Origin of the sequence: Clostridium psychrophilum, from assembly GCF_018861705.1 — a bacterium.
GTDB lineage: Bacteria > Bacillota > Clostridia > Clostridiales > Clostridiaceae > Clostridium_AD > Clostridium_AD psychrophilum.
In genome coordinates this window covers 12,639-38,894 of record NZ_JAHLEC010000028.1, presented here as the reverse complement: position 1 = coordinate 38,894, position 26,256 = coordinate 12,639, and the positions used below count along the sequence as shown (strand labels likewise).

The window sequence follows — 26,256 nt, the reverse complement described above, 5'->3', positions numbered from 1 at the left end:
CTTTCTGATTTTGTCCACCTCATTTCTTAGTCATGAGGTTTTATTATACTATATTCTTTTTGGGACATAATCAAATTCGGTATAATAGGACATTATCACAATTCGATCATAGCAAATACCTTATACCTAAATAGGGTATTTGTTTTTTTATATAAACTGTGTTATGACTAGTTATAATGACTCTGAAAGTATATTATTAATAATATAGAATACTATAGGAAGAATATACATAATTTAGAAATATTACATACCAAAAATATATATTATAGAATAAAAAGTTTAAATAAAATAAATTTAAGGGGGTAACTTAATATGTTTTACTATACGTTAGATAAAAAACTATTAATATCAAAGGAAAAATATCATGAACTGATCTCAATTTCTGAGCATGAAGCAGAAAAATATAAGGGCATGATTTATGCCCTTAATAAACTTAGTCCAGAATATTCACGTAGAAGTTTTTCTGTTTCACATGAGAATTTTCTTTTTCTAAAAGAAGAAAATTTAAATTTGCTTGTGAATCCTAAAAATTCTAATATAAGCGTGCCCAAATGGATAAAAATCGCAATTGACAATAATCGCGTTACATCACTAAATACTTTGTATCCTAACTGGCGAGATGTACTAACATATATTAAACCTACTAAATGGAGAATAAATGTTGTAGGATTAGGGGATATTGGTGGCACTTTGCTTGCAGGTTTAAAGCTTTTAGGTGTAAATAATATTGATAGCTTAGGCCTTTATGATAAAGAACCAAACCTAATTGAACGCTACAATTATGAACTTGGTCAAATTCTTTCACCTGACATGAAAGAACACCCGATAGATATCATCTCCTTAAAAAAAGAAGATATATTTGACTGTGATATGCTTGTATTTTGTGTGTCTGTTGTAGGGAAAGAAACCGTTGATGTTCACTTAGCACAATTTGAAGGCAATGCTAAAATTATGGGATACTACGCTACACTTGCACGTACAAATAAGTTTAAAGGTATATTGGCTATAGTATCTGATCCAGTTGACTTGCTTTGCAAAAAAGCATTTATAGAAAGTAATAAAGATAGTGATGGGAACAAAGACTTTTATGGCTTAGCTCCAGAACAAATTAGAGAATATGGTTTAGGCGTTATGCATGCTAGAGCCTGTTATTATGCCTCTAAGCAAGATGCTACGAAGCATTATGTTAATGAGGGTAGAGCTTTTGGTCCACATGGTGAAGGTCTTGTCATCGCTGATAGTATCACAAACTATAATGAATTGCTCTCAGATGCTTTAACCTATAGCACTAAAACTGCAAACTTAAAGGTTCAATCTACAGGTTATAAGCCCTATATTGCTCCCGCTCTTTCTTCTGGTACTTTACCAATACTTGCTACTATTAATTCAAAGTGGCATTATAGTGCTACCTTTATTGGTGGTAATTTTATGGGTTGTAAAAATAGACTTTTACCTTCTGGTACTGAACTTGAAACCTTAGACCTAAATGAAGCACTGCTTAGCAAGTTAAATTCAACATACAAACTTCTTAGTGAATTCATGTAAGCATATTTATATTCATAAAAAAAAGGAAATAGAAGCATTTTATGCTTTTATTTCCTTTTTCATTTGACTTATAGTTTTATTCAATATTGGATGTATAATGTAAGGTGCTATTTCGCAAAGTGGCTCTAATACAAACATTCTCTCCTGCATTCTTGGATGAGGAAGTATTATTTCGTCTATTGAACTAATCACATCATCATACAATAGCACATCTAAGTCTACTGTTCTAGGTCCCCATCTTATAACCCTTTCACGTTTTAATTCTTTTTCTATAGATAATAAGAATCTTACAAGTTCTAGTGGAGATAAAAGTGTTTTTATTTCAATAGCACCATTTAAGAAATCATCTTGATTTAGATAACCTACAGGCTTAGTTTTATACAACTTTGATTTTTTAATTATTTTTGTATGATAAGAATTACTAATAAGCTCTAAAGCCATCTCTATATTCTTTTGTTTGTCACCCATGTTACCGCCTACACCAATATATGAGGTATGCCAACTTCTATCAATTTCAACAGCTGCATATCTTAGTGGTTTTCCTATGGGTGCCCAAGGCTTTTTAATTGTAACCTTGGCTCTTTGAACTAAATCATATTTTAAAAGTATAATTTCCGCTAATTTTTCAGTTGCTTTCTCTAATAAATCATAACTTTCCTTCTTAAACTCTTTTTCTACAAGGTTGCAAAGATCACCATAATGGACTGTTTTCGTTATGTCATCAGTGGTCCCTGCTTCTCTTAAATTAATGGATAGTTCTAAAGAAATCAAGAAACGTTGTCCTAAAGTTTTTTCCTCTTGAAAGACACCATGGTTGGCGTAAATTTCTAGATCTTTTATATACATTTTATCCATAGTATTCCCTCCTTTTAATGATTTTTTATATATAAGAGCATTTATTTAGCCTCTAAATATAGCATCTGTTATAACGCAAACTCTTTTATTTTCTTTTATATCATGCACCCTTATAAATTCACAGCCCTTCATTATCCCTATAGCTGTTGTTGCGAGTGTCCCCTCCAGCCTTTCACTAGTAGGTAAATCTTGTGCAATTCCTAGCATAGATTTTCTTGAGGTACCCAGAAGTACAGGGTAGCCTAAACTATTTAACTTTTCTAAGTTATTCATAGTTTTCAAATTATCCTCGTAACTTTTTGCAAAACCAATACCTGGATCTATCATAATATTTTGTTTTTTTACACCTGCATTTAGTGCAATTGTTATACTTTCTTCCAAATCTTTTAATACATCTGGAATTAAATTATTATAATTCTTATTATCTCTGTTATGCATTAAACAACAAGGAACATTATATTTAGCCGCAACTAGTGCCATATTGGGCTCCTTTTTAAACCCCCATACGTCATTAATCATGTCTGCTCCTACTTTAACAGCAAGTTCTGCAACCCTTCCTTTATATGTATCGACAGAAATAGGAATATCCAGTTCCTTTTTTAAAGCCTTTATGATAGGTATTATTCTCTTTATCTCTTCTTCTTCACTAACATGATCATGTCCTGGTCTTGTAGATTCTCCACCGATATCAATTATATCAGCTCCCTGTTTAACCATTATCTTTGCATGCTTTATCGCTGATGCAGTATCATTAAATTTTCCACCATCTGAAAAAGAATCAGGAGTAACATTTAATATTCCCATTATATAAGTCCTTTTACCTATTTCAAAATCTTGATTTCCTATTTTCATATCTTTCCTCCTAAAAAATTCTCATATACTATGAGTGTCTCATATTCTATGAGTGCTCATATACTATGAATTATAAATTGTATTTCTAGTATATTATCTTCATATTTCTCTTTTCTTGCGGCCATTTGCAACCAGCCCTTGCCATGCACTTAGCACAATTTCTCGAAAGCTTATCACACTTATATAATAAATCACATAACCTAGTGCATTTTCCAATATTGTCTCTATGATTTCCAATAGCATTTAGGATTTCATCTATTTCCACATCACCATATTCACATTCTTGTAGTATCTTTTTAGATATATTCACACTAGCAATATTATGAGCAGTCCCATTTTCATATTGTTCTCCACGACCTATGTCATGTAAAAGTGCCGTTGTATAAATTATGTGTTTTGGTATATTAAAATCATTTTCTAAACTTATTATGTACATAAGGCGTGCCACATCTAGAAAGTGCTGCATATTGTGTTTGCAATATTGTCTGTTTTTTTCAAGACCTACTATTTTCTCTAAATTATACCTAAAACTATGATTTTCTACAATATAATTTATTTTATCATCCATTAAGTTAGTATTTATGATTCCCACCTCTTTAGAGTAGTCGCTATTTCTCATTTTTCTCAATGTATCTATCATAATACCGCTTTATTTTAGATACAACTAGGCTTTCTTTAAACGCCACATTGTCGACTTTACTCACCTTCATTATGCCCATAATACTATTAGTTATAAATACATCATCAGCTTCTAACAATTCATCGTAAGTAAACTCCCCTTCTTGACACTTAACCCCTATAGATGATGAATTTTTAATAACAAAATCTCTCACAACACCAGGTAAAAGTCCACATTTAACTTTAGGTGTAAATATAACTTTATTTTTTATAAAAAATATATTGCTTACTGCCCCCTCGCTTATTAACCCATCTGTATTTAGAAATAAAGCTTCATTATAGCCTTTAGCAATAATTTTCTCATGTTCAATTATATTTTCCACGTAATTAAATGATTTAACATAAGTCAAATTTGAATATGCATTTCTCCTAACATCACTTAATCCTAGGGAAAATCCTTTCTCATAATCACTATGTTTATATGAATTTTCTCTTGTTGTAAATATAGTATTTTTTTCAGACACCATAATTTTCAGCACACAATTTCTACACTTAAGCTTTGCTATAGCAGTATATATTTCCTCTTCAGTTATTATTTTGTTTACTCCCAAAGTATTAAGTCCAGTATTTAATCTCTTTATATGTTCCTTAATAAATATTGGTTTTTCTTTAATTAATACAGTCTCAAACACTCCTCTGCCGAAAAAAAAGCCACTATCCAAAGATATTTTGTCTGCTTCTATGTCATCGTTTATTAATATCATATTGCCCCTAAATATGGCACCACTACCCTTTAGCGTACCATTATTTAAGCTGCCACCTCCTATTTATAAAACCCTCATTAGTGCCTTTGCCTTGTCTAAAGTTTCATCATATTCAAGTTTTTCCTTAGAATCCCAAGTTATTCCTCCGCCTACACTAAAATAAGCTTTGTCATTTTGCGTTAAGATTGTCCTAATAATAATATTCAAATCTACATTTCCATCAAATCCTAAATATCCAAGGGACCCAGTATATATATTTCGTCGCATAGGTTCTAATTCTTCAATAATTTCCATAGAACGTATTTTGGGTGTGCCTGTTATTGAACCTCCTGGGAAACACGCTTTAATACATTCTATTGATTCCACCTTATCTTTTAACTCACCTATTACTGTAGATACCAAATGAAAGACTGTACTATACTCCTCTAATTTAAAAAGTTCTGTTACTTTAACAGAATTAGGCTTGCAGACTTTGCTTAAATCATTTCGTTCTAAATCTACCACATTTAGAAGTTCAGCTTTATCCTTTTCACTATTTATTAATATGTATTTATTTTCAACATCCTCCGCCGCGTCTTTTCCTCTTGGCATAGTTCCCTTTATAGGTCTAGTTTCTACCATTCTATCCTTTATTCTTAAAAATCTTTCTGGAGATGAACATATTATATTAAAACCTTCGAAATTCATAAAAGCAGCAAAAGGAGCCGGATTTATATTTCTTAAATTTTTATATATTTCATATGCACTTTGACTTATGGTGCAACTATACCTTTGAGATAAATTAGTAATATATATATCCCCACTTCTTATATAAGTTCTCACCTTTGACAACGTATTTATATAATCATTTTTCTCAAAACACGAAGTAAATTTTGTTGTTGTTTTTTTAACTTTTTCGTACGTAACCTTATTACCCTTTTGAATTTGCCTCTTAATATCGTAAATGCTGTCTTCTTGAGGCTTAAGTATTCCAAGTGCCGATATGAACGCATCATTTTTATAATTATCTAATATAATTATATTATCATAAAAGTTAAAATAACAGTGAGGCACATCTATATCTTCCTTAGCTATATTGGGTAAATGTTCAAGTTCTCTAGCCAAGTCATAAGAAAAATATCCTATTCCCCCAGATACAAATGGCAAATAAGTATTATTCTCTATAGGGTATTCTTTTAAAATTTTATTTAACTCAATAAAAGTATCCCCTTTATATTCTTTCCCTCCCTTGTAGCACTTACCATTTTTACTTTTGAATGTTAGAAAACAATTAATGCCCATAAATGAATATCGCCCTAAGGTTTCTTCATCTCTAGCACTATCTAATAATATGACATCTGGATTTTGCTTAAATAAAGAATAAATATCAAATCCATCAAGTTCAGTGTGAAGTTTTTCAATTAACAACTGCATTTTATCTCCTTAATCTTACACATCTTTATTTTGACTCCTTACTTCATCAATAAAATTTTGTAAAATTTCATGTCCATATTGAGTAAGTTCTGCTTCAGGATGAAATTGTACCCCTTCAATGAGATAATTTTTATGCCTTATTCCCATTATAACTCCATCTTGGGTTTCACTAGTTATCTCTAGCACCTCTGGTAAAGTTTTCTTTTCTATCACTAATGAATGATACCTTGTAACCTTCATTGGACTTACAATATTCTTAAACACATATTTTCCACAATGTTTAATTACAGATACCTTTCCGTGCACAGGAACAGATCCTTGAATAATATTGCAACCAAATACTTTCCCAATTATTTGATGTCCTAAACATATTCCCAATATAGGTATGCTTTCTTTAAATTTTTCTACTATTTCCATGCAATTGCCTGCACATTCTGGATATTTGGGGCCAGGTGAAATTATTATGGCTTCTGGATTAATTCTCTCAATATCATTTAATGATATTTTATCATTTCTATATACCAATATTTTCTCACCTAACTCTTCAAAGTATCTAACTAGGTTATATACAAATGAATCATAATTGTCTATCATCAAAAACATAATTATCTCCCATCCTCTTATAATTACTTATTATATCAAATAATTTCAACAAAATCATTAAGATAAGTATATTAAAAGTGAATACAATATTCATAATCACTTTCAATTACGTCTAATAAATATTCAATAATAACAATTATTTATCACATACCCCTTTAAATAATGGTCACTATTAGGTAGAATGGTAGTAAGTAGTAACTATAAATTTGAGGTGATTAAATGTACAATCGAGGTGATTTCCATCTTCATACAAATGCATCTGATGGGAAACTAAGTCCTAAGGAACTAATTCATGAAGCTTCTCTAAATGGTCTTGATATTATTGCAATAACAGATCATGACAATACTTTAAATGTTGAAGAAGGAATTAGAGAAGGTATAAGTAATAATATAAGGGTAATACCTGGTATAGAATTATCAACTATTCATAACAATGAAAGCATTCATATTCTAGGATATTTTAAAGATGATCAATACAAGAATCCAGATTTTCAAAGATTTTTAAAAGATATAGATGATTTCAGATTATCTAGAGGTAAAAAAATAGTAGAAAATTTAGATACATTTTTTAAAATAAAACTAGACTATCAAAATGTTGTAGATAATGCGAAAGGCGTAGTAGCTAGACCTCATATCGCTAAAGCAATAATAGATGCAGGTTATAAATATGATTGGAAATATATATTTGATAATTTTCTTTCAAATGATAGCCCAGCATATGTTCACATGAAAAGAATTTCAACCGCTGATGGGATAAGCATACTAAAAAAAGTTAACGCATTAGTTGTGCTTGCACACCCCGTTCTAATCAAAAAAACTTCTATAGATGAAATGTTAGAATTAGATTTTGATGGTATAGAAGCAGTTTATCCAGTAAACACAAAAAAACAAAAATCTTTTTTAAAATTAAAAGCTAAAGAATACGGGAAACTAATTACTGCAGGTTCAGATTTTCATGGGATTACAAAATGTGATACCAAACATGGTCTTGTTGGTTGTGTTTCATTAAGCAATGAAGAATTAGCTACCTTTGTAAATGCATTAGACTCATAAAAAGAGATGTTTTCACATCTCCTTTTTATTTTCTAAATTTCTAACAAAAATGCTTCATAAGCTTTTAATGCTTCATATATATCAGCCTTGCTTGAAATTTCCCATGGTGCATGCATGTTATGAAGAGCAACACCTGAATCAATAACTTGCATACCATACTCAGCTAATATATAAGCTATAGTACCTCCACCGCCTTGGTCAACCTTTCCAAGTTCTGATGTTTGCCATGAAACATTATGTTTTCCCATTATGTCTCTAAGCTCAGCAATAAATTCTGGATTTGCATCATTACATCCACCTTTTCCACGAGCTCCAGTATACTTGTTGAAAACTATACCTTTGCCAAAATATGCAGAATTCCGTTTTTCCATAACTGAAGGGTAATTTGGATCAAAAGCAGCACTTACATCTGAAGATAACATTTTTGAATTTGTTAGTGACCTTCTCACTTTAAGCTCACTGTAATCTTCCACTAAATTAACAACTTCAGCTACTGTGTTTTCAAAGAATTTTGATTGCATACCTGTTGCACCAATACTTCCAACTTCCTCTTTATCCACAAGTAAAACAATGCAAGTTTTATCAGTCTGCTTAGTATTCATTAATGCAGCGTAGGATGTGTATGCACAAACTTTATCATCTTGTCCATAAGCCATAACCATACTACTGTCTAGTCCATAACTTCTAGCTCTCCCTGCTGGTACTACTTCTAATTCTGATGATACAAAGTCTTCCTCATCTATACCATATTTGTCGTTTAATAGTCTTAGGACGTTTAACTTAACTCTATCTTTAGCATCCTTATCCTCTACTGGTATACTTCCTATAAATACATTTAAATCTTCACCCTCAATTCCTTTGTCCACTGTCTTTTTCATCTGATCTGCAGATAAATGGATTAAAAGATCTGAAATTCCAACTACTGGTTCTTTTTCATCCTCTCCAATAACTATGTTTACTATTGTCCCATCTTTTTTGACTACAACTCCATGAATAGCCAAAGGAAGAGTTACCCATTGATATTTTTTAATACCACCATAATAATGTGTTTTAAGTAATGCTAATTCTGAATCCTCATATAATGGGTTTTGTTTTAAATCAAGTCTTGGTGAATCAATATGAGCACCCAAAATTTTAAAACCCTTTTCAATAGGTTCAGAACCTATTAGAAATAGTGCTAATGTTTTTCCCATGTTGCTAGCATAAACTTTGTCACCAGCTTTTAATTTATTACCTTTATTTATATAAGTGTCAATATTTTTATAACCATTTTTCTCAGCAAGTGTTATAAACTCTTTTACACATTCTCTTTCAGTTTTACATTTTGATATAAAGTCTATGTAATCATCGGATAATGCGAATACCTTTTTGACATCCTTCTCAGAATATTTGTCCCAAGCTAATTCATATTTTTTTTCTAAACTTTTAACATCAGACATATTTAATTCCTCCCTAAAATGGATATTTACTATATTTACTATATTACTAAATATTTCTTTAAATTACAAATAATATAATAGTAGTGTAATAGCCTTAGTTATATTAATTTATCCTTTATCTACTCTTTACGTGCTTTAGTTACTTCTTCTATTCTCTTATTAATAGTTTCAACAGGAGTAATCGTAGAATTTAAACTATATCTATAATTAGCAGCTGCTGCCTCAAGAATTACAGCTATATTTCTGCCTGGCCTAACAGGCAACGTGATTTTTTTTACAGGCACATTCAGAACTTTCATGAATTGATCCTCTATGCCAAGCCTATCATATTCTTCACTCTCATTCCACTGAGTAAGAGAAACATACAAACTAACAATCTTAGTATTTAAGACTGAACTCATGCCGTAAATTGCTGGAATATCTATTATTCCCATACCTCTTACCTCAAGCATTCCAGAAGTTATATATGGGCAGCTTCCATGCAACTCGCCATCAATTTCTTTTATGTCTACTGCATCGTCTGCTATCAACCTATGGCCCCTCTTTATGAGTTCTAATGCACATTCACTCTTGCCTATCCCACTTTCACCAGTTATTAATATACCTATACCATAAACATCCACCAGAACACCATGAAGCCTAGTATCTGGGGCAAGCTCAGTATCTAAATAATTTGTTAGTTTACTAATAAATCTTGTAGAAATTAATTTTGTTCTCAAAAGCCATTGCCCATTTTCCTGTGCTGCTTTAATAATTTCTTTATGAGGTTCCAAATTTCTAGATAATATAACACATGGCGTTTCTAGTTTAAAATATCTATTTAATCTTTTCCTCCTAAGGTCTTCTTCCATACAATCTAGAAAGCTCCACTCTGCCATTCCTATTAATTGGACCCTTTTATTACCAAAATATTCGTAAAATCCAGCTATTTGTAATCCTGGCCTATTAATGTCACTGACACTAATTGATTTTCCCTTGCCACCCTCTACTAGAATTTCTAATTTAAAATGTTCTATTAGTTCCTCTATAGTAACAGCCATTAAAATTCCCTCCAGATTCTTGTTATTTATAATAAATACTCATCCTAAAATCAACAACTCTTTAATTATGCTTTTTTAATTGTATCTAATTGTGATTTAAAATTTCTTTTAACATTTTCTAAATATTTTTTCTTTAGTTCTTGTTGCTCTGTTTTTTCATCTTCTGTAAGTTTATCTTCTTTACTTTTCTTATATAAATAATTTATTCTGTTTGTTAATTCATCCATACTAATATCATCACTCCTAAATTAATTCTTTTTTAATATACTAAAATATTTTATTCGTAAATAGTTGAAACCAATATACTATATTTTAAAATATATCAGAAGAAAATTAAGACTTTTTTCGTCATTTACATATTGTACCAAATAGCTTTTTTCAACATCTTGGTGAGTTTTCATGGTATATTTTAACATTTAGTTTTGATTTATTTACATATATTATATCATATTTTGTATTTTTTTATATTATCATGACTAACAAAAAATTTAACATAGTTAGAATAATATGGTATTATGTGTTTACTTCATAAAAAATAATTCAAAGAAAAGAGGCATAAATATATGAACATTAAGCTGCAAATAATAACTAAAGAATTGGAATCATTAAGAACAATATTGCATTTTTTACTTGATTTCAAAAAACCTACAGATAAAATGGTTGTATCCTGTAGTCAGCAATTAGACGAAATCATAGTTAAATATCAGAAAGTAAAAGCCACTTCGGAAAAGGTGGCTTAGAAAAATCACTTCTCGATACATACATAAAATTAGAAATCCAATTCCATTAAAATATCATCAATTTCTATATCTGAATTTTCTTCATAAAATACTACAGCGAATTCGTTAAATTCATATGCATCTTCTGATATGTCACAGCCAATGAATTCGTATTCAATTTTCATTTCTTCTCCACATTCTTCCATGATATCTTCAACGTTATCGGCCGAAATATCACTTAAATAAGGCAGGAAAAATTCTTCATACCACTCTTCCTTATTTTGTTTGATACTACCTTCTTCATTTGCATAGGTTTTAGCCGCATCTACTTCTACATCATCATAATAGTATTTAAACTTTAGTGCTATGGTTCCTTTCTTATACTCAATTTCAGTTATATCACTTAAATCATTTTTATTTAAAAAATCAATTATACATTGTTTTTTCAAATACATCACCTCCATACATCATTTGTGAATTATCACTTACAATTAAATTTCACATGAATTACAAAATAAATACGGTTTATTATAAATAATTTACAATATGATTATTTATAATCATATTAACACTTATTATTTGGAAAATGCTCTTACTTTCTTGTAAAAAAGGAAATTTCACTATTTAAGTGAGATTTCCTTTTTTTATATTGTTTAACAACATTTTGAAAGCTTCAAGTCTGCCATCTTCTATAAGTAGCAGTTGTCTAGTTTAGGAAAATTGCTTTGGTGGCAGTCTAAATCTGCTTCCAAAGTTGTTAATACTGCAGCTCCGCAGGAGATGATTTAACTATCTATTTAATAAGAACTGAGTCTCACTTAGTAAAGTTTTATTTTAATAATTTTAAATATTCTTCTACAAATTTGTCAGCCTGCTCATATTCTTTGTTATCTGGAACAAATTTAAATCTAAATCCTTCCTCTACTACTTTAAATTTTAAAGACTTTAGCCTTTGTGTAAGCATTGGTACGCCTTCTCCAGTCCAACCATATGACCCAAATGCTGCTGCTGCTTTGCCCCTATTAGTTATTGGACATACATGAGATAAAACATCCCATGCTGGCTTTACAGCATCTTGATTAATTGTTGGTGAACCAATCATGATACCTGAAGCTTTTTCAATTAATGATACAATATCGTTTATATCCATTGATGTTATCTCATGAACCTGCGCTTTTATGCCCTTATCATTAATCTTTTTACCTATGTACTCTCCCATTATTTTAGTATTACCATAAGCCGAAATATAAAATATTTGTATATTTTTTTCTTTTATTGCCTCTACTTTAGCCCATTTTCTATAAAGTTCTATATACTTATTAATATCTTTTACATGAATTGGTCCATGGCTTGGTGCTACCATATCTAGCTCTAAATCTTTAATTTTATCTAATCCTGAATTAACAAATTTTTTGAAAGGTCCCATTATAACCTCAAAGTAGTATTTCATTTCAGCCAAATAATCACCTGAACAATCATCAGTTATGCAATTAGTTGGTGAATAATGACAGCCCATTACATCACAAGTAAATAATATTTTTTGTTCTTTAGCATATGTAAACATTGTATCTGGCCAATGTAAATTGGGAGCAGAAATAAATTGTAATGTGTGCTTACCAAGTGATATTTCACCTACTGCAGGTTTGCTAGTAAACTCTTTGTTTGTTATTTCTTTTAAATACATAATAGCAGGTTTTGATGCAAGAACAACAAGATCTGGATAAACTTCTAATAGTTTACCTATAGAACCACTATGATCGAGTTCTGTATGTTGAACTATTAAGTAATCAACTTTTCTTTCTCCGATAATGCCTTTTACCTTGCCTAAAAACTCATCGAAAAAACCATCTTTAACACAATCTATTATAGCTACTTTTTCATCATCTATTAAATATGAATTATAAGTGGTTCCTTTTTTTGTTTCCATTATGATATCAAATACCTTAAGCTCTGGGTCATTTACCCCAACCCAATAAATATTATCTTTTAGTTTTGTTGTTTCCATCTATAAATCCTCCTCGTAATTCTCTTGGTACATAACAATTATTAGTTATTATGCTACATCTATATTTATTTCATTCTAATCCTCTTAGATATAATATATTTTACCACATTTGTAAGGTCCGTTCAACTAATAATTGTTATCAAATAAGATGTATTTTATATATATATGACTATGCTATCATAATAGTTTTCAACTTAAATAATAAAGTAATACCTATGCTATTTGCTGATATTTTTATTGTCTCCAAATATTATAAAATTAATATATCAAATTATATAATTCCTTAATAAGCAAGGATAGTAAATCATATACTTTAATATCATGAACTTTTAGGAGGTATCTATGAATATTTTAATAACAGGTGCAAAAGGTAATATTGGAACTTATCTTTGCAAATCATTATCAAAATCTCATACTGTATATGGTCTAGATAAAACTGAACTTAACATAGTTGATAAAATAACTACTGAGAAAACATTAAATCTTTTAAAACCAGATGTCGTAATTCATACTGCTGCCATAACAAACAAATATATTTGTGAATATAATGAGGGTTTAGCTTATGATGTAAACACAGTAGGAACTTTAAATATTGCAAATTGTTGTAATGCGCTTAATATACCCTTAGTATACCTTTCTAGCACAGATGTATACGGTGATACTTATTTATCACCCTGTAGCGAAATTGATCAGTGTTCTCCAATAAACGCCTATAGTAAGAGTAAACTAGGTGGTGAAGAATTAATTCAGACCATATGCAAAAAATATTTTATTATTCGTAGTTCAACTATCTTTGGTGGCAATGACTGTTTTGTAAAAAAACTTATAAATGGTAAACATACAGAAATTTATCTATTTTCAAATCCAACCATTTCCATAACATATATAGAAGATTTAACTTATGTTCTTTTAAGATTTTTAGCCACTGACAAATATGGAGTATATAATTATACAAATGAAGGTTGTTTATCAAAATCAATGCTAATAGACAGTATAATTAAATATAGTGATCTTAATATTCCACTGACTATGAAATCAGACAAGCTTTTGTCTAATCTCATCAGAGAACCTAAGTATAGTGGTGTTAATAACACTCGCATAAAAAACTCATTAGGTATTAGTATTCCTTCTTGGGATGTTAGGTTAAAAGAATATATAGATAAATGCCTTAAAGTTTAAAATTTTCTTTATATGTAAAACAACAAAAGTATATATTGCTCCGATGCGTTCACTTCACCGATTAATTCTAAAATTTATTTTATTTTCAGTTTCTAAAAACATAAACTCGCTTGACTCAGACATATGTTTTTTTTACGAAACTTCAAATAAAATAAATTAAGAATTTCTATGGCTTGTTCAGACGCATTTTACGCAATATATACTTTTGTTGTAATACTATGAGAAAAATATAAATTAAGAATCTGTACGGCTTGTTCAGACGCATTCTTCGCAATATATCTTTTTTTTGTTGTACTCTAAAAATATTATATCTTTTGAATTCGTAAAATTCCGATTCAAAAATCTATTAATTGTTAATTAAATTTTTCATGCTCAAATCCAAAACACTATAAGAGTGTGTTAGTGCACCTACAGATATATAGTCAACTCCGCAACTTGCTACTGTTAAAATATTATCTAGTGTTATATCTCCAGATGCCTCGATTATTGCTTTTTTGTCTATTATTTCTACGGCTTTTTTCATTTCTAAGATGCTCATATTATCTAACATTATAATATCTGCTTTAACTTCTAGCGCTTCATTAACTTGATCTATAGTTTCTGCTTCAACTTCAATCTTTTTAACAAATGAAACATTATTACGTATAATATTAACTGCCTCTTTAATTCCTCCAGCAGCACTTATATGATTTTCTTTTATTAACACACCATCGGATAAATTATACCTATGATTACAACCTCCCCCCATTTTCACAGCATATTTTTCAAATATCCTCATGTTAGGTGTTGTTTTTCTTGTATCCAAAATTTTCACTCCACTACCTGATAATATATCAACATACGTTTTAGTTAATGTGGCAATACCACTAATTCTTTGAAGATAATTTAATGCAGTTCTTTCTCCTGTTAATATATTTTTTGTTTTTCCTCTTATTTTAGCTAAACATTCTCCCGCCCAAACATTATCTCCATCTTTTTTTAAAAACTCTATGTTAACCTGTCCCAATATTTTAAAAACTCTTTCAAACACAAGAAGACCAGCAATTATTCCGTTTTGCTTAGCTATTAAATCTACGCTACAAGTACACCCATCTTTTATAATAAATTCCGTTGTGATATCATCTTGAGGTATGTCTTCTTTTATAGCATTTATAATAAGGTTATCAATAATTAACCAATTCATTCCTTATACCATCCCCCATTTTCTTAAATTCATTTATAACTATATTTTTATTAATTACATTATGATTTTTAAAAACCTTCATGCCCTTTATATCTTCATAGTTTAACAATGTAATTTTGTCCATTGACTTATTTATAAATTTTGATGCTCTTCTAGAAAAAACCAAAGCTTCTAAGAGTGAATTGCTCGCTAACCTATTAGCTCCATGTACGCCTGTGCAACTCACCTCACCACATGCAAACAAGTTCTCCATAGATGTACAAGAATTTAGATCAACAGCAACTCCCCCCATGTGGTAATGTTGGACTGGTGTTACTGGGATTTTTTGCTTTGTAATATCTATGCCACTTTCCAAACATTTTTTATAAATACCTGGGAATCTATTTATTATATATTTTTTATTTTTAAATGAAATATCTAAATAAACATAAGGTTTACTACTTTTTTCCTCTTCATCATAAACTGCCCTAGCAACTATATCCCTTGGTAAAAGCTCATTAACAAATCTTTTGCCATTTTCATTTATTAATTTAGCACCTTCACCTCTTAGCGACTCAGATATAAGAAATTTTTCACAATTAACCTTATTATCATATAACGCAGTTGGATGGAATTGAACATAATCTAAATCAGATGTTTTAATTTTATGCCTTAATGCAATTGCAATGCCGTCCCCTGTAAGACTTCTTCTACTAGTAGAGTTCTTAAATAACCCCCCAATTCCCCCTGTAGCTAAAATAGTCTCCTTGGAATATATATTTATTCTTTCTTCTCCCTTAATTACTATCCCACCACAACAAATATTATTATTTATAATAATATCAATTAAAGTAGTCTTCTCAAATATTCTTACGTTCTTTTTATTTTTAAGTGCTTTAAGTAAAGATAGAAAGAGTTCTTTTCCAGTTTCATCTTTATTATGAACAATTCTATTGATGCTATGTGCACCTTCCTTTGTATATTTAAAATTTCCATCTTCTTTGTCAAATTTTGCTCCAAAATCTATCACTTCATTAATATTATCTATCGATTCGTAAACTAGAGTTTTGACTGCTGCTACGCAGTTTTTAAACTTTCCCGCTTTTAAAGTATCTTGCACAAATAGTTCATAATCTTTTTTATCTCTAGCCACTGAAATTCCACCTTGTGCAAGTGATGTATTACATTTATCCACTAAATCTTTAGTTATTAAAAGAATATTTAAATTATCACTCAAATTTAATGCTGAATATAGACCTGCTGCCCCTGTTCCAACTATAAGTACATCAACAAACATATCCATCATCTCACCTTGCCATTTCATGCATAGCAATTAAACATTTATGAGCTGCTTTGCGAATATTTTCATCTATTGTTACTTCATGCTGCTTATTAAGAAGACTCTCATAAACATCATTTAGTGTATTTTTCTTCATGCTACAACATGTCATAGGTGTTTTTGGTGTTATAAATTGCTTATTAGGATTATTATTTCTTAAACTATAAAGTATACCTTCTTCTGTTACAATCATATATTTCTCATCAGTATCCTTTTTTACGTAATCAATTATTCCTCCAGTGCTTCCTATAAAATCGGCTAATTTTCTAACTTCTTTATTACATTCAGGATGAACTAGAACCTTTATATGTTTATGTTCATTTTTAACTTTCATTATTTCATCTACATTAACAAATTCATGCACACGGCAAAACCCATTCCATAAAATCATGTTCTTTACATGAGCTTTTTCATTTATATATCCGCCTAAATTTTTATCTGGTATAAATATTATTTCATCACTATTTAACTTATTAATTATTTTCAATGCATTTGAAGAAGTGCAGCATATATCACTTTCAGCTTTTACCTCTGCGGTTGAATTTATATAACATACAACCTTTGCTTTTGGATGTTCTTTTTTTAGTTGCCTAACATCCTCGCCATTAATCATTTCTGCCATAGTACACCCAGATTCTATATTTGGTAATAACACTGTTTTTTCTGGTGATAATATTTTTGCGCTCTCAGCCATAAACTTCACACCACAAAATACTATGGTTTGCTGCATGCATTCTTTGGCTACTTTACTAAGATAATAAGAATCTCCAACAAAATCAGCTATCTCTTGAATATCATCATTTTGATAATAATGTGCTAATATTATAGCATTCTTTTCAAGCTTTAATTTCTGAATCTTTTCTTTTAAATTCTGCATTTACTCATACGCCCCTTTATATATATGTATATACCAGTGTATATACATCAGTAATATATAATAGAGTAACATTTGCAGCGTAAGAAATCAATATATTCAAAAAATAAAAAAGACATGTCATAATGATATTAATAATCATATGACATATCTCTGTTTAATACTATTCAATAGGTATTTCGTGCATTTCTTCTGCTCTAGACATATATAATACTCCGTCTAAATGATCTATTTCATGGCAGAAAGCCCTTGCTAGTAACCCTGAGGCTTCATATTTTACTGGTTTCCCTTTGATGTCAATTCCTACAACTGTAACATCTGTAGGCCTATAAACTTCACCCTCATATCCCAAGTAACTTAAACAACCCTCATAATCCTTTTCGCTACCAGATTGCGCTGTTATTTTAGGATTTATTATAATTATTGGATTTGCTTCTTCCTCTCCTAGGTCAATTAAAACAACTCTTTTTAAAATTCTTATTTGTGGGGCAGCAAGACCTATCCCATTACCCTCATATAATGTATCCATCATATCGTCAACCAAATTCAGTGTTTTTTTATTTACTTTTTCAACCTTAGCACAAATTTTATTTAGACGTTCATCACCATATTGCAAAATTTTTCTAACTGTCATATACCTTCTCCTCTTTATTTATAGTAATTGCCTTTATGGCAATAATTTTTCTTCTATATCCTACTCTTCATTATATCATACAGCAACCTAAGTTATCATAAAATTAATACTTTTGTTATTATGTATATTTTGTTTTTCTAGACATAAAAATGCTCCCCTTTCTTGTAACAGATTTTTATATCTTAATCTGTATACTTTAAGTGGAGCATTTTAACCTCTAGTCAATAAATAGATTTTTAAGTTAAAAGATAATTTATGTCCCTTATATTATCTTTTAACTTAAAAGATAATTTATGTCCTTTATATTATCTTCATTATTAATATCATATGCTAAATAATGTTCTTCAATACATATATTATCATTATCTATGTAATCTAAGATGTTAATCATAAATTTTTCAATATGAATCTTAGATTCCTTGTCTATAATATTGTTTTGTAACATTTTCACCTTAATAGATTTTTCTATTTTTTTATCTTTATCTCTAACTAAAAATGTTGGAATCCACTTCTTTTTATTATATTTAAGATAATCATATTTGATAATCTCTTTCAAAGCAAAACTTTCTTCTTTAAGTTTTTCCTCATTAAATTCAATAAATATCTTATAATAATCTGCGGATGAAATATTTCTACCTAAATAACCCTTCTCATAAAAAAATAATCCTAATTCATAATAAAATTCGAATGGTGTGTTAAATTTTTCAACAAAGTATTTTAAAATTGTGCTAAACTTTTGTGAATTATAATACTTGTCCACCATTTTTTCTACCCTTTTTAGTTTAACTAACTCCTCATAACTTATATTTCTTGTTTTTAAAATTTCATATGGTGGATATGGTGAATAAACCATTCCCCACTTTGAGACCTCGCTCATCATACCTGATCCTTTAAGTAATTTTAAAAATCCCAGTTGTATTACCTCTGCATGAATGCTATAAACATCATTAAAAGATTGTTTAAATGATTCATAATTTTCTCCTGGTAGGCCTGCTATTAAATCTACATGTTGATTAATAGTCCCTATTTTTTTAACTTTTGAAACTTTATCTTTTATTTCATCAAATGTTACAAATCTACTAATATTATTAAGAACTACTGGATTAGTAGTTTGTACACCCACTTCAAATTGGAATCGTCCCTTTGGCGCCTTAGACAAAATATCTAATTCTTGACTAGTTAACAAATCTGCAGAAATTTCAAAATGAAATGTTGTATCACTCTTCAGATCTATAAGATATTGCCAAATTTCTTTTGCAAACTTTGAATTACAATTAAATGTTCTATCAACAAATTTTACTAATTGAACTTTTTTATCTACCATAAATTTTAATTCTTTTTTTACCCTTTCAGCATTGAGAAATCTAACACCATGTGATGTAGACGAAAGACAATATTTACAACTAAAAGGACATCCTCTCGAGGCTTCGTAATAGACTATTTTTTTAGTAAATTTCTCTTCACTATATGGGAAAACGACTTTATTAATATCCATTAAAGGCCTTTTACCATTGTAGCAAATTTTATTATTATTTCTATAATATATTCCTAAAATGTTTTCAATACTGTTTGTATTGCACTCCTTAGAATTTTTCTCACATTCAATCTTCCAATTAATAAATTCTTTATATGTTTCCTCGCCTTCTCCTTCTATAACATAGTCTCCTACATTGTTAGCAAGAAATGCTTCACAATCATAGCTAACCTCTGGTCCACCATATAAAATCTCGATTTCACTATCTACAAGTTTTATAAGTGATGCTATTGACATAACATACTCTCTATTCCATATGTAACATGACAGTGCTACAATCTTAGGTTTACTCCTTAGAATTTCCTCGAGTATTCTTTCTATTTGATCATTAATAGAAAACTCCATAATTTCACATTCATAATTTAAATCTTCTGTATAAGATTTTAAAAATCTTATTGCTAAATTACTGTGGATGTATTTTGCGTTAATTCCTACTAGAGTTACTTTCATCTTTTGATTTTCCTTTCTTTTTACATATCATATAATAAATATTATCTGAATTTTTTATGGTTAATATTTCAAAATATGGTTCTAGAATTTTAATTGCATTTTCTTTGGAGCTATTTTTAAGCATGTTAAGATCTCTAAGATGTATTTGTTTTGTACTTTTATCAGGTAATACAATCTTTATTTTTGAGTTAAAAATCTTAGAAAGACCCTTATCTATATCCCATATATACAATAATCCATCTTCTTTTAAATAATTATATATATCTTTTATTAATTTCATTTTATTTCTTGAAGTCTTTATATCACTTAAAGTAAAAAACAGTGCACAAACATCATACGTTCCTTCTTCTATCCCTGTTTTCTCTTCATTTCCTTCTACATAATTTATGCTACTATTATCATCAGTGTTTTGTTTATATATATTATATATAATACCATAGTTAGAAAAACCTATGTCTAATAAATTTCCTTTGAAGATTTCTTTTTCTAAGTTTATAAAAATCTCCTTCTTCAATTGTACTCCACCCCCTCATATAATGTGATTTCATTTGTTTTTACCTGTTTTTAATTTATTCTTCAGAAATAAAATAATTCCTCTAAATAAAGGAATTATTTATTAATTTCATTGTAAAAATTTAACATTAAGCCTGCTGTAGTCTTTTGTGCTCGTTGAATTATAAGTGTAGATACTTTCTTATATTTTTCTTCCTTATCTTTTATATTTGCATAAGCATCATGAGTTGCACTAGCAAATATTGCGTTGTTTTTTATATAATCTTCTACATTATCTTCTTTTATTACTTCATTAAAAATAGGAAATGAATAATCACTCATTAATCTTCCTATAATCCAAAGTTCAAAATTTCTGTGATTTTTAAGTAACTTATTATTCACATGTTGAGGAACAGTAGCATCTTGAATTAAATGACAAGATGCTCCAAAATAAAATAGTGCTTGCCTTTTATCTCCGGCTTTCATAAATCGTAAAGCACATTTGTAGTATTTATCAAATTCAATTAATGCATTTGAAAATCCATAAAGACCAGTTCCTGTAATATGATGATAGAAATGATTTGAGCTCTTAAAATCTTGATCAGCCCAGGTCACCCCATTGTTTAATTCTTTTATATGACTTTTATAAAAATTATTAGCTTCAATATATTCCTTGTTTTTCAATATCGCAATAGCTTGAATATTTATAAACTTATGAACAATACAATGAGTTTTCATAATCCTTTTTTTTATTGGATTTATCGTTATCATTAGCCCTTTTAATGTTTTACCATAAGTAGTTTCAATTTTTCCCATTAAGTAGTTCACCCTCTCAATTTATTATACACCAAATGTAGTTTGAACAATTATTTGAATTTCCCATAATAATATATAACTACTTCATTTTAATTCTTTTTGACCAATCTAACAAGTATACTAACTATTAGTGTCACAACTATTGCAAGCAGATAATAATTAAACTTTTGATTTACACCCCTAATATCATTAGACATATCCTTACCTATACTTATTAGATATCCATTTTTAGAATCTAAAACCATTAAACCATCATAAAACTTCATGCTAGATATATAAGTGTTTTTCCCAAATTGTACTTTTTCTTTAAGCGCATTATTTTTAATTAAGCTATACATACTATTATCATTCTTTTCATAAAAATATATACAGTCTTTATCGCCTATTATTCCTTTTTTATCAATTGCTAAACTTACTAAACTACCTGCTGATTTATGTTGATAAAGTGGTGCAGAAGGATTAGTCGTAGGGTGATTATCTAAAATAAGTGGAATAGTTTTGTTATATAAATTTTTAAATTTAGGTGAACTTATTGGATCTCCTCCAGAATAATCTGGAAACCCATACCATGAATTTTTTTTAATTTGATATATATAATCATTATCACCCTTAACTGGTCTTAAGCCCCTATTCTCCATTCCTCCAACAGTTACTAATAATTTGCCCTCACTGTTAAAGTCTAGTCCCTTCATATTTCTTATACCCCAAGCAAAGTTTCCAGTGGCTCCAGTCTTTAAATTATAAATTATTATACTTGAATTTCCAATCATATGCTGTGTAATCATTTGTCCCTTAATATTTCTAGATTGATAAGGAACAAATGCTCCAGTCTTCTGCTCTCCAAAATTAATTCCTTTAATGGTTATATCTTTTGGCGAAATATCATGGTTTTGAGGGTAATTGGAGAGCCACTTATTATCAAGTCCAACTACACCCGAATTTGTTGCAGCACCTATTGTAATAAATAAGTAATTCTCATTAGTTCTAATCAAACTATTATTATAGTCTCCATAATTAGGTATACCTTTAATTATTTCTTTAGTTATCTTTGATGTTAAATTATAAGAATATACGGATGTAGCCGATGCATAATATATTGCACCATTGTTATAATCTAAACTAGTTATATTTAGCTTCTTATTTGTAAACACATTGTAAGAGATGCCTTTTTTATCTATGTACTGTACTTTATCTTTAAAAGCAACATAATAATTTCCATTATTATCTTTTGTAAAATCTACTGCATTATTTAACCCTTTAAATAAAATTTGTGATTTTATAAGCCCATCTTTAACGGTAACACTATAATCTTTTACAGAATTTTTAAATAAAAATAGTGTAAAAGCTATTGCAGTTAAAATAACTATAAATCCAATGGTTTTCTTCATATTAACCCCCCATATTATAAATGCTCTAAATTATGTATATTTATACTGATTAAAATATATGTATTAATATCATCTAAATATTCTAATATACACACTATTTTAGAACTGAGGCAAATAATTTGTTTTTTATTTTGCTATGCCTTATAGAATATATTTATAAATTTCAACATATTAATTATTGATAACTGTTATTTACTAACGTTTAAAACCTAGGGGGAACCTTTTATGATTAAAGATGATTTCTACAGAGATTCGATAATACTTACAATTTCAAATTTGACGGCTGGAATTTTAAGATTTATGTTTTCAATTTTACTTTCAAAAAAATTAGGTGCTGAAGGTATGGGTTTATATAGCCTAGTAATGCCTATATACGATTTATTTACTTGCCTTATTTGTGGGGGCATGGTAACAGCTATTTCCAAAGAATCCTCATCTTATTACGGAATGAATGATTATGGTAATCTAAACAAAACAATACATACTTCCTTAGTTTTTGATCTTGCGTTATCTATAATAATAGCAATTGCAGTATTTGTTTTTTCACCTTTCATCAGCACATATATAATAAAAGATCAAAGAACACTATACTCTCTTTGGGTTATATGCCCTGCTTTAATTTTTGTTGCACTTTCTTCCATCTATAAAGGATATTTCTATGGCATATCCAATGTTAAGGTACCTGCAATCATAGATATTGTTGAAAAAACAGTAAGAATGGCAATAATTCTAGGAATTATAAATTTCTTTGCATTAAAAAATGTAACTGCTACAGTAACAGCTACATATATCTCACTATCTATTGGTGAACTTATAAGTTTTATTTTATTATTTATCTTCTATGAAAAAAGCAAAAATAAGTTTAGAATCATTGTTAAAAAGACTGAGGGAAGAGCTCAGCTTTTATTTAATGTTCTTGTTGTTTCATTTCCTTTATGTTTAAATGGTTTTCTAAATACCGTAATTTCAGCATTATCCACACTAATTGTGCCTGGACGCCTAGTTTATTCAGGCATAGAATATACGCAGAGTTTAGCCTTAATAGGTAAATTCTCAGGTATGGCAATGAGCATAGTTTTCTTCCCTTTTATTATCGTAATGTCCATGGCAACTATGCTCACTCCTGATATTACTAAAAGTATTACTAAAAATGATTATAACGGTCTCGAAAGTAGAATTAAAGAAGTTATAAAAATATCATTTTTACTAGGTATTTCGACAATGATAATATGTTTATGCAGTGGAGACGCACTTGGGAAATTATTTTTTGACAGATATGACTTAGGATTGTATATACGACTTGCTGCTTTAAGTGCACCATTTATGTACATGTCTGGTTCAACCTTTGGAATTTTAAATGGGCTAGGAATGCAAAAAGCTCTTCTGATTAACTCAGTGGTAATCTCAATTCTTGAACTTGTCCTTTTGTATATATTATTAGGTATTCCAAATATAAATATTTTAGGCTATGGAATAACTCTACTCATAACCTCTATTCTAAACTTTATAATGAATATATCATCTATAAAAAAAAGTTGTTATATACATTTTTCATCTGGTGAAATTTTAATTGATATTTGTCTTAGCACATTTTTGTACCTTATGTTAAGAATTTTACAAAATACTATACCAGATACTTTTTTCATAACAAAAAATATTACAATTATTGCTACTGGGTTCTCTCTATTATTATTTTCTTTACTCCTTACAAAAAAATGGAACAAGCCTATGGCTTAATTATCATCATAGATGCTCTTAATTATCATCTTTGATACATTTTAATCATCATTGCGGTTAATGCTGTTAGCAACCGCATTGATTAGCCTTAGACTTGTTCTATTTCTATTTAATTCTAGATAAAATGAATTTAGGTATAAATCTCGTAATTTTACTTGGAAATATTTCCAAGTCTTCTTTAGTTAATCCACCTATAAACACCAATGCGAAAAAATATGTTAATACTGCGAAGATTATAGAAATTAATAAAGCAATTGCACTTGCAATATATCCTCCACGAATTAAGCTAAATATAAAATTAAAGCTATTATAAAATAATCTAGCAACTATAGCCATAACAACTGAGGCAATTATAGGTTTTATTGCATGACTCACTAATTTAGTTTTAACTTTTACAACTCTATTAATTGTAATATAGTTCAATATCAAAAGTATTGCAAAGCTTACCGCATTTCCCATTATTGCACCTAATATGTTGATGCTTGGAATTGCTACAAAAATATAATTAGTAATTATTTTTCCTATCATACCCAAAACTGCATAAATGGTAACTAAGTAAAGTTTTCCAAGCCCTTGAAGAATTGAAGTTTGTATGCTAACCACAGCCATAAGTACTATTACAACTGACCCGTATATAAGTAACCGTCCAACACTAGACCCATATTGTATTAGATTCACTACTGGATAAGCTAAAACAGCAAGCCCAACCGCAGAGGGTACTGCTACCAAGAAACATAACCTAAAGGCATAATTAATTTTATTTCTTACAGCCTTTTTGTCTCTAAGTGCCATCAAACTTGAAATAGATGGCAGGATAGTTATAGCAAGTGATGTAATAATAGCTATAGGCACATTTATCAATGTTGTATACTTACTTAAAATACCCCATAAAACATTAACCTGTACACTACCAATTCCAGCAACTAACATTCTTGATTTAACGACACCTAAATCAATTAACAACCCTGACTGTTGTATTCCTAAACATACTGTCATTGGCACAGCAACACCTAATAATTTTTTAAATATTTTTTTATTAGTTAATCTTTTTATCTCTAATTGATTAAATCCTTTTGGAACTCTAAATACTTTGTTTTTCCTATAATAATGGATCATATATATTACAGCAACTAATGCTCCTACAGTGGTACCAACGGTTCCACCTGCCGCTCCTGCAGCTACTCCAAACTTTATAAAACATGCTGCAAAAACCAAACTGAATACAGTGTTTGCAAGCTGTTCAAATACCTGTGATACTGCAGTAGGTGTCATATTCCCTCTTCCTTGGAAATACCCTCTATACGCTGATAAAACAGAAGTAAGTAAAACAGTTGGAGCGAGTGCTATAATTGCTAATCTTGCAGAACCACTTTGTGTTAAATTAGATATAGGCACTACTAAAATGAGCATTAAAAGTGACATAACTATTCCTAATACTAAAAGGGAAAATCTAGCTATTTTAAAAGTCTTTACAGCATCCTTATAGTTTCCAAGAGCTATAAGTTCTGATACGATTTTTGAAATAGCCACAGGAATACCAGCATTTGTTAATATATAAACATATGTAAATATATTGTATGCAGAGTAATATACCCCGAGCCCAGCCTCTCCTAAAATTTTACCAAGAAAAGGTATGTATAGTAGGGATAAAAACTTGACTATAAAACCTGCTGCAGATAATACTGCAAAACCTTTTGTGGTAGATTGCTTGTTTACCTTTATTTTCTCACTCATTTAATTCACCC

The 26,256-nt window shown here is 29.4% G+C and carries 25 protein-coding genes; 5 read left to right on the top strand and 20 right to left on the bottom strand.

All coding sequences use genetic code 11. From position 1 onward, the window contains the following. The first annotated feature begins 312 nt into the window (after positions 1-312). The gene (locus KPL38_RS08370) at positions 313-1,545 is read left to right on the top strand and encodes a Rossmann-fold NAD(P)-binding domain-containing protein (RefSeq protein WP_216288692.1); all 1,233 of its coding nucleotides are present in this window, start codon (positions 313-315) and stop codon (positions 1,543-1,545) included. Positions 1,546-1,584: 39 nt separating this feature from the next. Here the strand turns inward: KPL38_RS08370 and folK are convergent, their stop codons facing one another. The 6 genes from folK to KPL38_RS08340 all read right to left on the bottom strand — a co-directional run bounded on the left by folK (position 1,585) and on the right by KPL38_RS08340 (position 6,650). Further along, positions 1,585-2,400 carry a 2-amino-4-hydroxy-6-hydroxymethyldihydropteridine diphosphokinase gene (folK, locus tag KPL38_RS08365; RefSeq protein ID WP_216288691.1) on the bottom strand — a complete coding sequence of 272 codons (816 nt, stop codon included), beginning with the start codon at positions 2,398-2,400 and terminating at the stop codon, positions 1,585-1,587. Between the two features lie 45 nt (positions 2,401-2,445). Next, positions 2,446-3,252 (bottom strand): dihydropteroate synthase, encoded by an 807-nt coding sequence (folP, locus tag KPL38_RS08360; RefSeq protein WP_216288690.1) that lies wholly within the window; start codon positions 3,250-3,252, stop codon positions 2,446-2,448. An 85-nt stretch (positions 3,253-3,337) separates the two neighbouring features. Further along, a complete protein-coding gene (locus tag KPL38_RS08355; protein ID WP_216288689.1) occupies positions 3,338-3,820 on the bottom strand; it encodes an HD domain-containing protein in 483 nt (160 codons plus the stop codon). 40 nt (positions 3,821-3,860) lie between these two features. Continuing rightward, positions 3,861-4,634: an aminotransferase class IV gene (locus KPL38_RS08350; protein WP_216288688.1), complete on the bottom strand. Its 774-nt coding sequence runs from the start codon at positions 4,632-4,634 to the stop codon at positions 3,861-3,863. A 63-nt stretch (positions 4,635-4,697) separates the two neighbouring features. Next, the gene (gene pabB, locus KPL38_RS08345) at positions 4,698-6,047 is read right to left on the bottom strand and encodes an aminodeoxychorismate synthase component I (protein ID WP_216288687.1); all 1,350 of its coding nucleotides are present in this window, start codon (positions 6,045-6,047) and stop codon (positions 4,698-4,700) included. A 15-nt stretch (positions 6,048-6,062) separates the two neighbouring features. After that, positions 6,063-6,650 (bottom strand): anthranilate synthase component II, encoded by a 588-nt coding sequence (locus KPL38_RS08340; RefSeq protein ID WP_216288686.1) that lies wholly within the window; start codon positions 6,648-6,650, stop codon positions 6,063-6,065. A 219-nt stretch (positions 6,651-6,869) separates the two neighbouring features. Here KPL38_RS08340 and KPL38_RS08335 point away from each other — a divergent pair, with 219 nt between their 5' ends. After that, the gene (locus tag KPL38_RS08335) at positions 6,870-7,703 is read left to right on the top strand and encodes a PHP domain-containing protein (protein WP_216288685.1); all 834 of its coding nucleotides are present in this window, start codon (positions 6,870-6,872) and stop codon (positions 7,701-7,703) included. 32 nt (positions 7,704-7,735) lie between these two features. On the opposite strand, the gene KPL38_RS08330 is transcribed toward KPL38_RS08335, so the two are convergent. From KPL38_RS08330 to KPL38_RS08320, 3 genes are all read right to left on the bottom strand, one after another. Continuing rightward, positions 7,736-9,142 carry an aminopeptidase gene (locus KPL38_RS08330; protein WP_216288684.1) on the bottom strand — a complete coding sequence of 469 codons (1,407 nt, stop codon included), beginning with the start codon at positions 9,140-9,142 and terminating at the stop codon, positions 7,736-7,738. Positions 9,143-9,261: 119 nt separating this feature from the next. Further along, complete coding sequence (gene hprK, locus KPL38_RS08325; RefSeq protein ID WP_216288683.1) at positions 9,262-10,182, bottom strand: HPr(Ser) kinase/phosphatase; 921 nt, start codon at positions 10,180-10,182, stop codon at positions 9,262-9,264. Between the two features lie 65 nt (positions 10,183-10,247). Beyond that, on the bottom strand, positions 10,248-10,415 hold the full coding sequence (locus tag KPL38_RS08320) for a DUF896 domain-containing protein (RefSeq protein ID WP_216288695.1): 168 nt from the start codon (positions 10,413-10,415) through the stop codon (positions 10,248-10,250). A gap of 330 nt (positions 10,416-10,745) precedes the next feature. Here KPL38_RS08320 and KPL38_RS08315 point away from each other — a divergent pair, with 330 nt between their 5' ends. Continuing rightward, positions 10,746-10,922: an aspartyl-phosphate phosphatase Spo0E family protein gene (locus tag KPL38_RS08315; protein ID WP_216288682.1), complete on the top strand. Its 177-nt coding sequence runs from the start codon at positions 10,746-10,748 to the stop codon at positions 10,920-10,922. A gap of 29 nt (positions 10,923-10,951) precedes the next feature. Here KPL38_RS08315 and KPL38_RS08310 read toward each other — a convergent pair whose 3' ends face one another. Further along, the gene (locus tag KPL38_RS08310; protein ID WP_216288681.1) at positions 10,952-11,365 is read right to left on the bottom strand and encodes a hypothetical protein; all 414 of its coding nucleotides are present in this window, start codon (positions 11,363-11,365) and stop codon (positions 10,952-10,954) included. A gap of 365 nt (positions 11,366-11,730) precedes the next feature. Next, positions 11,731-12,906 carry an FprA family A-type flavoprotein gene (locus KPL38_RS08305; protein ID WP_216288680.1) on the bottom strand — a complete coding sequence of 392 codons (1,176 nt, stop codon included), beginning with the start codon at positions 12,904-12,906 and terminating at the stop codon, positions 11,731-11,733. 342 nt (positions 12,907-13,248) lie between these two features. Between KPL38_RS08305 and KPL38_RS08300 the strand changes: the two genes are divergently transcribed. Continuing rightward, complete coding sequence (locus tag KPL38_RS08300; RefSeq protein WP_216288679.1) at positions 13,249-14,085, top strand: SDR family oxidoreductase; 837 nt, start codon at positions 13,249-13,251, stop codon at positions 14,083-14,085. A gap of 346 nt (positions 14,086-14,431) precedes the next feature. On the opposite strand, the gene nadC is transcribed toward KPL38_RS08300, so the two are convergent. The 8 genes from nadC to KPL38_RS08260 all read right to left on the bottom strand — a co-directional run bounded on the left by nadC (position 14,432) and on the right by KPL38_RS08260 (position 22,774). Next, positions 14,432-15,268, bottom strand: coding sequence for a carboxylating nicotinate-nucleotide diphosphorylase (nadC, locus tag KPL38_RS08295; RefSeq protein ID WP_216288678.1), 837 nt, complete (start codon positions 15,266-15,268; stop codon positions 14,432-14,434). Further along, positions 15,249-16,550, bottom strand: coding sequence for an L-aspartate oxidase (locus KPL38_RS08290; RefSeq protein ID WP_216288694.1), 1,302 nt, complete (start codon positions 16,548-16,550; stop codon positions 15,249-15,251). Before KPL38_RS08290 ends, nadC begins: the two co-directional genes overlap by 20 nt. A 4-nt stretch (positions 16,551-16,554) precedes the next feature. Continuing rightward, complete coding sequence (nadA, locus tag KPL38_RS08285; RefSeq protein WP_216288677.1) at positions 16,555-17,463, bottom strand: quinolinate synthase NadA; 909 nt, start codon at positions 17,461-17,463, stop codon at positions 16,555-16,557. 160 nt (positions 17,464-17,623) lie between these two features. After that, complete coding sequence (gene def / locus KPL38_RS08280; RefSeq protein WP_216288676.1) at positions 17,624-18,094, bottom strand: peptide deformylase; 471 nt, start codon at positions 18,092-18,094, stop codon at positions 17,624-17,626. Between the two features lie 274 nt (positions 18,095-18,368). Further along, complete coding sequence (locus KPL38_RS08275; RefSeq protein WP_216288675.1) at positions 18,369-20,078, bottom strand: B12-binding domain-containing radical SAM protein; 1,710 nt, start codon at positions 20,076-20,078, stop codon at positions 18,369-18,371. After that, complete coding sequence (locus tag KPL38_RS08270) at positions 20,053-20,592, bottom strand: methyltransferase domain-containing protein (protein WP_216288674.1); 540 nt, start codon at positions 20,590-20,592, stop codon at positions 20,053-20,055. The genes KPL38_RS08275 and KPL38_RS08270 overlap by 26 nt, the downstream gene beginning before the upstream one ends. Before the next feature lie 95 nt (positions 20,593-20,687). After that, the gene (locus tag KPL38_RS08265; RefSeq protein WP_216288673.1) at positions 20,688-21,386 is read right to left on the bottom strand and encodes a zinc dependent phospholipase C family protein; all 699 of its coding nucleotides are present in this window, start codon (positions 21,384-21,386) and stop codon (positions 20,688-20,690) included. A gap of 89 nt (positions 21,387-21,475) precedes the next feature. Next, positions 21,476-22,774, bottom strand: coding sequence for a PQQ-dependent sugar dehydrogenase family protein (locus KPL38_RS08260; RefSeq protein WP_216288672.1), 1,299 nt, complete (start codon positions 22,772-22,774; stop codon positions 21,476-21,478). A 225-nt stretch (positions 22,775-22,999) separates the two neighbouring features. Here KPL38_RS08260 and spoVB point away from each other — a divergent pair, with 225 nt between their 5' ends. Then, entirely contained in the window at positions 23,000-24,511 is a 1,512-nt protein-coding gene (spoVB, locus tag KPL38_RS08255; RefSeq protein WP_216288671.1) for a stage V sporulation protein B, read from the top strand. A 105-nt stretch (positions 24,512-24,616) separates the two neighbouring features. On the opposite strand, the gene KPL38_RS08250 is transcribed toward spoVB, so the two are convergent. Next, positions 24,617-26,245, bottom strand: a complete 1,629-nt coding sequence (locus KPL38_RS08250) for a putative polysaccharide biosynthesis protein (RefSeq protein WP_216288670.1) — start codon at positions 26,243-26,245, stop codon at positions 24,617-24,619. Positions 26,246-26,256: the final 11 nt, after the last annotated feature.

What these genes read in the sequence shown, in the direction of transcription:
- KPL38_RS08370 (WP_216288692.1), top strand. Translation starts at nt 313, where the DNA reads ATGTTTTACTATACGTTAGATAAAAAACTATTAATATCAAAGGAAAAA.
- folK (WP_216288691.1), bottom strand. Translation starts at nt 2,400, where the DNA reads ATGGATAAAATGTATATAAAAGATCTAGAAATTTACGCCAACCATGGT.
- folP (WP_216288690.1), bottom strand. Translation starts at nt 3,252, where the DNA reads ATGAAAATAGGAAATCAAGATTTTGAAATAGGTAAAAGGACTTATATA.
- KPL38_RS08355 (WP_216288689.1), bottom strand. Translation starts at nt 3,820, where the DNA reads ATGGATGATAAAATAAATTATATTGTAGAAAATCATAGTTTTAGGTAT.
- KPL38_RS08350 (WP_216288688.1), bottom strand. Translation starts at nt 4,634, where the DNA reads ATGATATTAATAAACGATGACATAGAAGCAGACAAAATATCTTTGGAT.
- pabB (WP_216288687.1), bottom strand. Translation starts at nt 6,047, where the DNA reads ATGCAGTTGTTAATTGAAAAACTTCACACTGAACTTGATGGATTTGAT.
- KPL38_RS08340 (WP_216288686.1), bottom strand. Translation starts at nt 6,650, where the DNA reads ATGTTTTTGATGATAGACAATTATGATTCATTTGTATATAACCTAGTT.
- KPL38_RS08335 (WP_216288685.1), top strand. Translation starts at nt 6,870, where the DNA reads ATGTACAATCGAGGTGATTTCCATCTTCATACAAATGCATCTGATGGG.
- KPL38_RS08330 (WP_216288684.1), bottom strand. Translation starts at nt 9,142, where the DNA reads ATGTCTGATGTTAAAAGTTTAGAAAAAAAATATGAATTAGCTTGGGAC.
- hprK (WP_216288683.1), bottom strand. Translation starts at nt 10,182, where the DNA reads ATGGCTGTTACTATAGAGGAACTAATAGAACATTTTAAATTAGAAATT.
- KPL38_RS08315 (WP_216288682.1), top strand. Translation starts at nt 10,746, where the DNA reads ATGAACATTAAGCTGCAAATAATAACTAAAGAATTGGAATCATTAAGA.
- KPL38_RS08310 (WP_216288681.1), bottom strand. Translation starts at nt 11,365, where the DNA reads ATGGAGGTGATGTATTTGAAAAAACAATGTATAATTGATTTTTTAAAT.
- KPL38_RS08305 (WP_216288680.1), bottom strand. Translation starts at nt 12,906, where the DNA reads ATGGAAACAACAAAACTAAAAGATAATATTTATTGGGTTGGGGTAAAT.
- KPL38_RS08300 (WP_216288679.1), top strand. Translation starts at nt 13,249, where the DNA reads ATGAATATTTTAATAACAGGTGCAAAAGGTAATATTGGAACTTATCTT.
- nadC (WP_216288678.1), bottom strand. Translation starts at nt 15,268, where the DNA reads ATGAATTGGTTAATTATTGATAACCTTATTATAAATGCTATAAAAGAA.
- KPL38_RS08290 (WP_216288694.1), bottom strand. Translation starts at nt 16,550, where the DNA reads ATGGATATGTTTGTTGATGTACTTATAGTTGGAACAGGGGCAGCAGGT.
- nadA (WP_216288677.1), bottom strand. Translation starts at nt 17,463, where the DNA reads ATGCAGAATTTAAAAGAAAAGATTCAGAAATTAAAGCTTGAAAAGAAT.
- def (WP_216288676.1), bottom strand. Translation starts at nt 18,094, where the DNA reads ATGACAGTTAGAAAAATTTTGCAATATGGTGATGAACGTCTAAATAAA.
- KPL38_RS08275 (WP_216288675.1), bottom strand. Translation starts at nt 20,078, where the DNA reads ATGAAAGTAACTCTAGTAGGAATTAACGCAAAATACATCCACAGTAAT.
- KPL38_RS08265 (WP_216288673.1), bottom strand. Translation starts at nt 21,386, where the DNA reads ATGGGAAAAATTGAAACTACTTATGGTAAAACATTAAAAGGGCTAATG.
- KPL38_RS08260 (WP_216288672.1), bottom strand. Translation starts at nt 22,774, where the DNA reads ATGAAGAAAACCATTGGATTTATAGTTATTTTAACTGCAATAGCTTTT.
- spoVB (WP_216288671.1), top strand. Translation starts at nt 23,000, where the DNA reads ATGATTAAAGATGATTTCTACAGAGATTCGATAATACTTACAATTTCA.
- KPL38_RS08250 (WP_216288670.1), bottom strand. Translation starts at nt 26,245, where the DNA reads ATGAGTGAGAAAATAAAGGTAAACAAGCAATCTACCACAAAAGGTTTT.